Origin of the sequence: Robbsia andropogonis, from assembly GCF_000970345.1 — a bacterium.
Lineage (GTDB): Bacteria > Pseudomonadota > Gammaproteobacteria > Burkholderiales > Burkholderiaceae > Robbsia > Robbsia andropogonis.
The window spans coordinates 1-7,568 of record NZ_LAQU01000073.1; the positions used below are offsets into that span (position 1 = coordinate 1).

Consider the following 7,568-nt stretch of genomic DNA (forward strand, 5'->3'; position numbering starts at 1 on the left):
CAACCGGCAGCGCACCAATACGTGCCTGCGGATCAGCGGTCATCGCCGTGAGCAACCCGCGATAATCCGCGGCGAAGCGTGCAATGGTCCCGGCATCGAACACGTCGGCAGCGTAATGGAACAACAGCGCGACGCCATCGCCCTGATCCACCGCATTGAGCACCAGATCGAAACGCGCGGTATCGGTACCGCCATCCTCGCCGCTTGCCGTCAGGCCGGACAGTTTCGCCACCGCCTCGCGACCGCCGCCCTGCTCCAGGTTGAACATCACCTGAAACAACGGTGCACGGCCTACTTCCCGCGACACGTTCAAAACGTCCAGTATCTGACCAAACGGCACATGCGCATGCGCCTGCGCTTCACCCAGGCGCCTATGTACCGCTTGCACCAAGGACTGTCCCGACATCGCGCCGTCGACTGCCGGATCGAGCACGATCGTATTGACGAAATACCCGATCACCGGATGCAAGGTCGGATCGTCGCGGCCCGCGAATGGCACCCCGATCGGCAAACGGGCCGGGGTATCGCCTGCGTCCGACCCGATGTCACGCAAAGCGCCGTATCGGTAAAGCGTTGCCGCATACGTCGACAGCAGCACGGTGAACAACGATGTGCGCTGCGCGCGGGCAAACGCACGCAGGCTGTCGAGCAAGGCACCGTCGACGGCGATACGCTCACGTCCGCCTTCCACGCCTCGATGCACGCCACGCGGTCGATCCAGCGGCAAGGCGATTGGCGCGCGGCGCGCGCATGGCGCCAGGCGCGTTTTCCAGAACTGCAGCGCATCGTCCGTGCGCGACGTATCCGTACCGTCTCCATCGGCACGCATCCACTCGTCACGCCACGCCGCGACGTCCGCGGCATGTATCGTCGTCGGCGGCAAATCGATCGTGGGATCGCCGCCCCGTATCGCGACGTCATAGGCTTGCGCCAATTCGCTCAACAGGATTTTCTGCGACCACCCATCAGAGACAATATGGTGCGTAACAATCACCATCCGATGCGTCTCCGGCGCCGAACGCAACAACGTCACCCGAAGCAACGGGCCACGCGTTAGATCGAACGGCGTTCGCGCGATAACGCGCAACCGCTCGCGAAGACGATCGCGGTCCGCATCGTCCTCGATCACCTGAAATTCAAACACGTTCGCAACGTCTTTTTCGGGCATCGGCCGGACGGATTGCCAGACCGCGCCATTCTCTTCGGTGAAAACGGTACGCAATGCGCCATGTCGTGCAACAACGGCCGAGAAGGCCTGGCGCATCGCCGTCGCATCCAGACGGCCCTCCAGACGCACTGCCTGAGACAGGTTGTACGCCGGGCTGGACGGGTCCAGGCGCCATAGGAACCATAAGCGCAACTGTGCGGGAGAAACGGGATAGCGGCGCCTGGACGCGCTGTCCCGAGCGGTCGTCCCCGCATCGGCATCACCGCGAGGATCGGTTTGCGCCGTGAACGACGTTGCATCTGTTGCCACGTCCGCGCTCCCGTCGTTCAGCGGCATCACCGGCAAGCGCGTCCAGTCGAGTTGTTGTGCATGCGCCTTGCGCCGGAATTGCTGCCGCTGCGTGGGCGACAGGGCAGCGTACTTGCGCGCAATGCTGTCGGCGCGCGGCAAAGCGATGGCGGCCGTTGCCTCGCGTGCGGCGGCGTCGACTGGCGGGCTGGTCACGGCAAGGACGTCTTTCGCACCTGTCGCGCCGCGCACTTCCTTGGCGAGGTCACCGCGCAGCGCGGTGTTTTCCGTATCGTGTGGCTTATGCGCCGTATCGTCGTGTGGGTCTATCGGCATGATGGCATCGGCGTGTTGTCCTCGAAGGACGATTGCGTCCTCCGAAGCAAGGGCTCCGGAGGATTTTTCATAAAACGTTGCGGTGACCGGCTAGTCCAGCGCATCGAACAAGTCATCGAACGCCTGCAGCGATGTATCCGGGGCAGGGCGTCCTCCATCGGACGCGACATTCGGCGCGGATCGCGCGTCCACCGGCGTGCGATGCACGGCCGCGGGGAGACCCGAATCGCCGCCGTGCGGACCGTCGAGATACGCGGCAAGCCGCGCCGGCGTCGGGTGCGAAAACAACATGGTCAGGGCGACCTGCGTTCCACACAACTGCGTCAACCGCGCGCAGACCCGCACGGCGGCCAGCGAATGACCGCCCAGCGCAAAGAAGTCATCGTCGGCCCCTACTCGCGTCACGCCAAGAACGGCACCAATCGTCTCCGCGATCAAGGCCGTCATGCCCGTCATCGGCATCACATCGCCGGTATCCGCCGCATCGGTACGTTGCTTCTGGGCAGCGATGCCGTCCCTGGCCAATTGCAGCAGCACTTTACGGTCAAGCTTGCCATTGGGTGTCCGCGGCAAGAACGTCACACGACAGGCGGCGGACGGGATCATATAGCGCGGCAGACGGGCCATCAACGGCGTGCGCCAGTCAACGTCAACGTCGGCATTGGCAGATGCGTCCCCTTCGCGAATCAGCAACGCCACCAGCCTCGCCTGCGCGTCGGCATCCGCGGCCACCGCATCCGACGTTCCCATCATGCCCTGCGTATGCGCCGCGACTGCAATGCCGTTCACGACGACAACAGCGGCATCGCGAACACCGGGAATGTCGCGCAATGCGGTCTCGATTTCCTCCAGTTCGATACGATAACCACGGAGCTTGATCTGCTGGTCGATACGGCCAAGGCATGCAAAACCCTGCACGATGTCCCCGGCCACGGTCTCGCTTTCTTCGACGCGCCCGAGATCACCTGACCGGTACATCCGCGCGCCAGGCGCACCGAATGGATCAGGCACGAACCGCTCGGCCGTCAGCCCCGGACGACCGAGATAGCCGCGTGCAAGATTGTCCCCGCCAATACACAATTCCCCGACGCCGCCGGACGCCGTGGCCTGCCCGCTGGCGTCGCACAGTCGCACCGTATTTCCTGGCAGTGCCGGACCAATTGCCACCGTGGCATCCTGAGCTGGACGTGTGTCACGCTGCCACGACCCGTCATCGCCGAACGGTGCAACCGGCGGCAGGGTTGCAGACGTCATGGCAGCCGCGACCAACATGCCACTGGAGTAAATCGTCGTTTCCGTGGGCCCGTAAAGATTCCACATCGTCACGCCACGCTGCCGCAAAGCCGCCGCGACATCGGCGGGAAGCGGTTCACCGGCACTAAGGCCCAGCAACCGCCCGCCGTTGCCAGCCCCTTCGCCGAGCGCGTGACGGCGCCAGCCCGCTTCAAGCAACAAGCGCCAACCGCTTGGCGTGGCCTGCATGATCGTCGCGCCGCTGGCATCGATGATCGCGCCCAATGCGGCACCGTCACCCAATACCGCGTCGTCCACGAGACCCACCGTTGCGCCCCGTAAAAGCGGCAGGCAGAACTCGGTGAGCGAGATATCGAATGATGCCGTCGTCGCCGACACGAAAAGATCGTCGTCCCGCTGGCCGATTGCGGCATCGACGCTCCTCAGCAACCTGTCCAACGCGCCATGCGGGACCGCTACCCCTTTGGGACGCCCCGTAGAGCCCGATGTAAAGATCACATAGGCCAACTGCTGCGCATCACACGGCGCGCTATCTTGCGTTACTTCTTCGGCTTGCGGGATGCGATCGGGGCACGGCGCCACATCGATGACGGCACGATGCGCGAGCAGGCCATCAAGCGCCGCGCGACCGGTTTCATCCACGATCACATGCGCGACGCCCGCTTCATCGAGCATCGCGGCAAGCCGTGCCGGCGGCAAGAGCGGGTCCATCGGCAGATAGACCCCGCCCGCGCGCCAGATCGCCAGCATGCTGGCGATCAATCCTGGCGTGCGGCGCATGCAGACAGCAACCGCGCCTTCCGGCGGCAGCCGATGCCGCGCGAGATCGCCATGCAGACGCCGCAGCCAGCGAGCCAGCCCGGCGTAGTCGAGCGCATCGCCATAAGCGTTGACGCCATCGTAGCCCGCCTGCATCCCATTCTCGGTTCCAATACGCGTCAACGAACGTACAGCGACCCGCGAAGGCATCTGCACCGCCAACGCCTCGACACGGGCGACGACCGATACCGCTCCCTCCACGCCGCCACCGAGCGTGTCGGCAACGATCGAAGGCGATGCGGCAGACCATGCCGACGCCGGCGATCGCGCCTGAGTCACGACATCGCTCGCGGGCGCATCGGCGGCATTCGACGACGGCTCGACGCTCAAGTCCCCGACATATCGGACCGCGCGGCGATGTGCGGCCACGGTGACGGCGCCAGGCGCAACACCGGAGGCCTCTCCCGGCGTCATGGCGCCCATGTCGCTATCGAAGACATCGCCATCAGGCGCGTCGCGGTCGTCCGTTACCGGCTCGGCGCCCAATCCAGCGAGTTGTATCAGCAACGTGACGTACTGCGCATGTAACTGCCGGATTTGCACCGAATCGAGACGCGCCGTCTGCCAGCGCCAATGCACGATCGCACCACGCTTTTCGCTATCGTCACGTGGATCACCGAGAGCGACAGGTTGCCCCGGTCGATCGTCCGCGGTGTCGATACGGGATGGCACGATGGTCAGGGTCAGCGGATAGTGCGTGCGCTCGACTGCGTCGACCGCATCAATGCGCAAAGCCGCGAGTGCGCTCTTGTCGGCATCGACGCCGAGACGTTCCCCGGCAGCGGCCGACGGCACCTGACGACGTGACACCGGGTAATTCTCGAAGACGACCAGACTGTCGAACAACGCATCGCCGCTACGGCCGGCCCATTGTTGCAGTTCGGTAAGCGGCGTGTGCGCTACGTCGCGCATCTGTAAGTTGTAGCGTTGCAAGCGCTGCAACCAGTCACGCAACGGCATGTCTCCCGGCGCATCGATCAACACGGGCAAGCTATTGATGAACAAGCCAATCATCCGGTCAGCGTCCGGCAACGTTGCCGGACGTCCGGATACCGTCACCCCGAACGCCACGCCGCGCTTCCCGCTCAGACGCGACAGGAGCACCGCCCATGCGCCTTGCATCACTGTATTCAACGTGACATGCGCGCGTTGCGCCGCTCGACGCAGCGCCGCATCAAGGGTCGAATCAAGATGCATCACGAGTTTGTCCGAGGCCATGCCCGCGACGACCTCGTTCGAGGCGCGCTTCGATGCGTTGATGCTGGCGTGAGCGACGGCGCCAACGCGCGGCGCGGCCAGACTGTTACACAGCGTGCCGGGATCGTCGACCTCGGCGAGACGCGCCAACCACCAATCGCGTGCCGTCGGCTGTCCGGACAACCACCGTACATAGCCACGATAGGAAGGCGCCGGTGCGACGCGAGGCAACGGCGTCTCCGGTTGTCCGCCTTGCCGTGCGGAGGACCGGCGCAGATGCGTCTGGTACGCATCAAAAACGTCGTTCAGCAGCTGCGCGCCACTCCATCCATCGGTCAGCACATGGTGATGGGTCCGCACGAGGTCGTGTCGCCCGTCGGGGCGGCGGAAAAGATGGACCCGCATCAACGGCGCACGTGTCACGTCGACGCCGGCGGCGAGATCCCGGGTTCGCCAGTTTCGCAATGCCGCATCGTAATCGGGACGGTCACGCCAGTCATGCACCTCGAACGGCAGCGTTGCTTCGCGCAGTACGATTTGCAGCGCGTCTCCACCATGGCCCCATTCGAATTGCGTGCGCAGCATGTCATGACGCGCGACGACGCTGCGCCACGCCTGATGCATCGCGGCCACATCCACCGCTCCCCCCAACGTCAGTTGAACCTGGTTGATGTAGACCCCGGCACCTTGCTGCAAAGTGCTGTGATACAGCATGCCTTGCTGCAATGGCGTGGCGGGATAGATATCGGCGATCTTGGAGATATCCACCACCTTGCGCGCACTTCCCCCCACCCCCACGGGCTGCGATAGTTGGCGCCGAACCGCGCGCCAGCCGTTCTGGTCTAGGCCGGAAAGCGGGAAGTCCGATGCGGTTGCACCAGGACGAGCGCGCAGGCAGTGGTCGATCAAGTCGTCGACTTGCCGAGCGAACGCCGCGACGATCTGATCCAACGCTTCGACCGATATCCGCGCCGGGTCATGGCGCCATCGCACCTGTAATTCATCCCCGCTCACCATCGCGTTCAGATCGAGCGCATGTTCGAGAAAAGCATGCTCGCTGGTGCTCTTGCCGGCCGCATCGCCGCTAAAGGCAAACCGCGCGTCATCCGACAGTGTTTGATCGAAGCGCCCGAGGTAGTTGAAGCTGATCGGTGGCGGCGACTGAACGGATGCCGACGCGCCACTCGCCGGCGTGCCACACTCATTCACCATCTGCAGCAAGCCCCAATGGAAACCCTTGTTCGGCACTGCCCGAAGCGTTTCCTTGACCGCGATCAGCGAAGTGGCGCCCGCGTCCGGATCGTCATCGACGTTGGCTCCGGCATTGGCGGCCTGTTCGTCGGCGGCAGGCGAGACTTTGAACACAAGCGGGAAACGTGTGGTGAACCAGCCGACGGTACGACTCAGATCCACGCCATCGATGAGGTCCTCGCGTCCATGTCCTTCGAGTTCGATCGGCACCTCGGCGACATGCGCCCATTGACCGATGGCCTGCACAAGCGCAGCCAACAGCAGTTCGTCGGGCCGTGTGCGATAGGCGCGCGGCACCTGTTGCAACAGGGCACGCGTGCGCGTGGCGTCCAGGCGCCATTCACGCACGACGCTGTCCCGCATCAAGCATGGCAAGCCCTTGCCGGCAGTGAAAAGATCGTGCGCGCGAACATTGCCCGCGGTGTCACCCGATGGCGCGGCGTGCGCGCCTTGATGGGATGCCCACCACGCGGCTTCACGTTGCACATCGTCCGCACATGCATGGTGATATAGCGCACCAACCCACTCGCGCCACGGTGTGGACGGCTCGGGCAACACGACCGGCTCATCTCGCTCGGCTTGCTCGTAGGCTTGCTGCAACTCGTCCAGCAATACACGCCATGACACGCCGTCAACCGCCAGATGGTGGATCGCCAACAACAAACGGGTTTCCGGCATCGCGGCCACTGGCACCGCATCGGCGGCATTGCCGGCAACGTCGAAATAGCCGATGCGCCAGATCGGCCCGCGTTGCAGGTCGAGGCTGGCTTGCACACGCTCTCCGGCCGCTGCCAGATCATCCCAATCGCGCAACGTCTGGCGACGGATCAGATCGTCTTCCCGAATGGCACGCGGGGCGACCCATTGCCGCCAACCGTCCGCATCACTACGCGTAAAGCGCAAACGCAGCGCATCGTGGCGCAGTCGTAGTGCCTCCACCGCGCGGGCCAGGGCACTGATGTCCAACACACCCTTGACGCGCAGCAGGACGGACTGATTCCAGTGCGCCTCGCCATGCGGATAGCGCAGGAAAAAGCGTTGCTGTATCGGCGTCAGCGGAAACGGCGACAGATCGTCGTTCAGTGACTGCAACGATGACTGCCGTGGGTGCTGACCGCGCGGGTCATGTGCAACCCCGCGCGGGAGTGTGGCGTCTTCATTGGTGCCACCGGTGTTTGCAGCGGGCGCCGTGGCATGCACGGCCGTCCAGCAGGTGACCTGTTGTGCCACGGTCGGCTGCTCGAAGATCTGTGTT

The 7,568-nt window shown here is 64.4% G+C and carries 2 protein-coding genes; both read right to left on the reverse strand.

What is annotated here, in order from left to right; genetic code table 11:
• The coding region (locus WM40_RS25195) for a condensation domain-containing protein (protein ID WP_236693693.1) at nucleotides 1-1,792 on the reverse strand (1,792 nt) is incomplete at its 3' end.
• A gap of 90 nt (nucleotides 1,793-1,882) precedes the next feature.
• Nucleotides 1,883-7,543 carry a non-ribosomal peptide synthetase gene (locus WM40_RS25200; RefSeq protein ID WP_236693694.1) on the reverse strand — a complete coding sequence of 1,887 codons (5,661 nt, stop codon included), beginning with the start codon at nucleotides 7,541-7,543 and terminating at the stop codon, nucleotides 1,883-1,885.
• Between the last annotated feature and the right edge of the window lie 25 nt (nucleotides 7,544-7,568).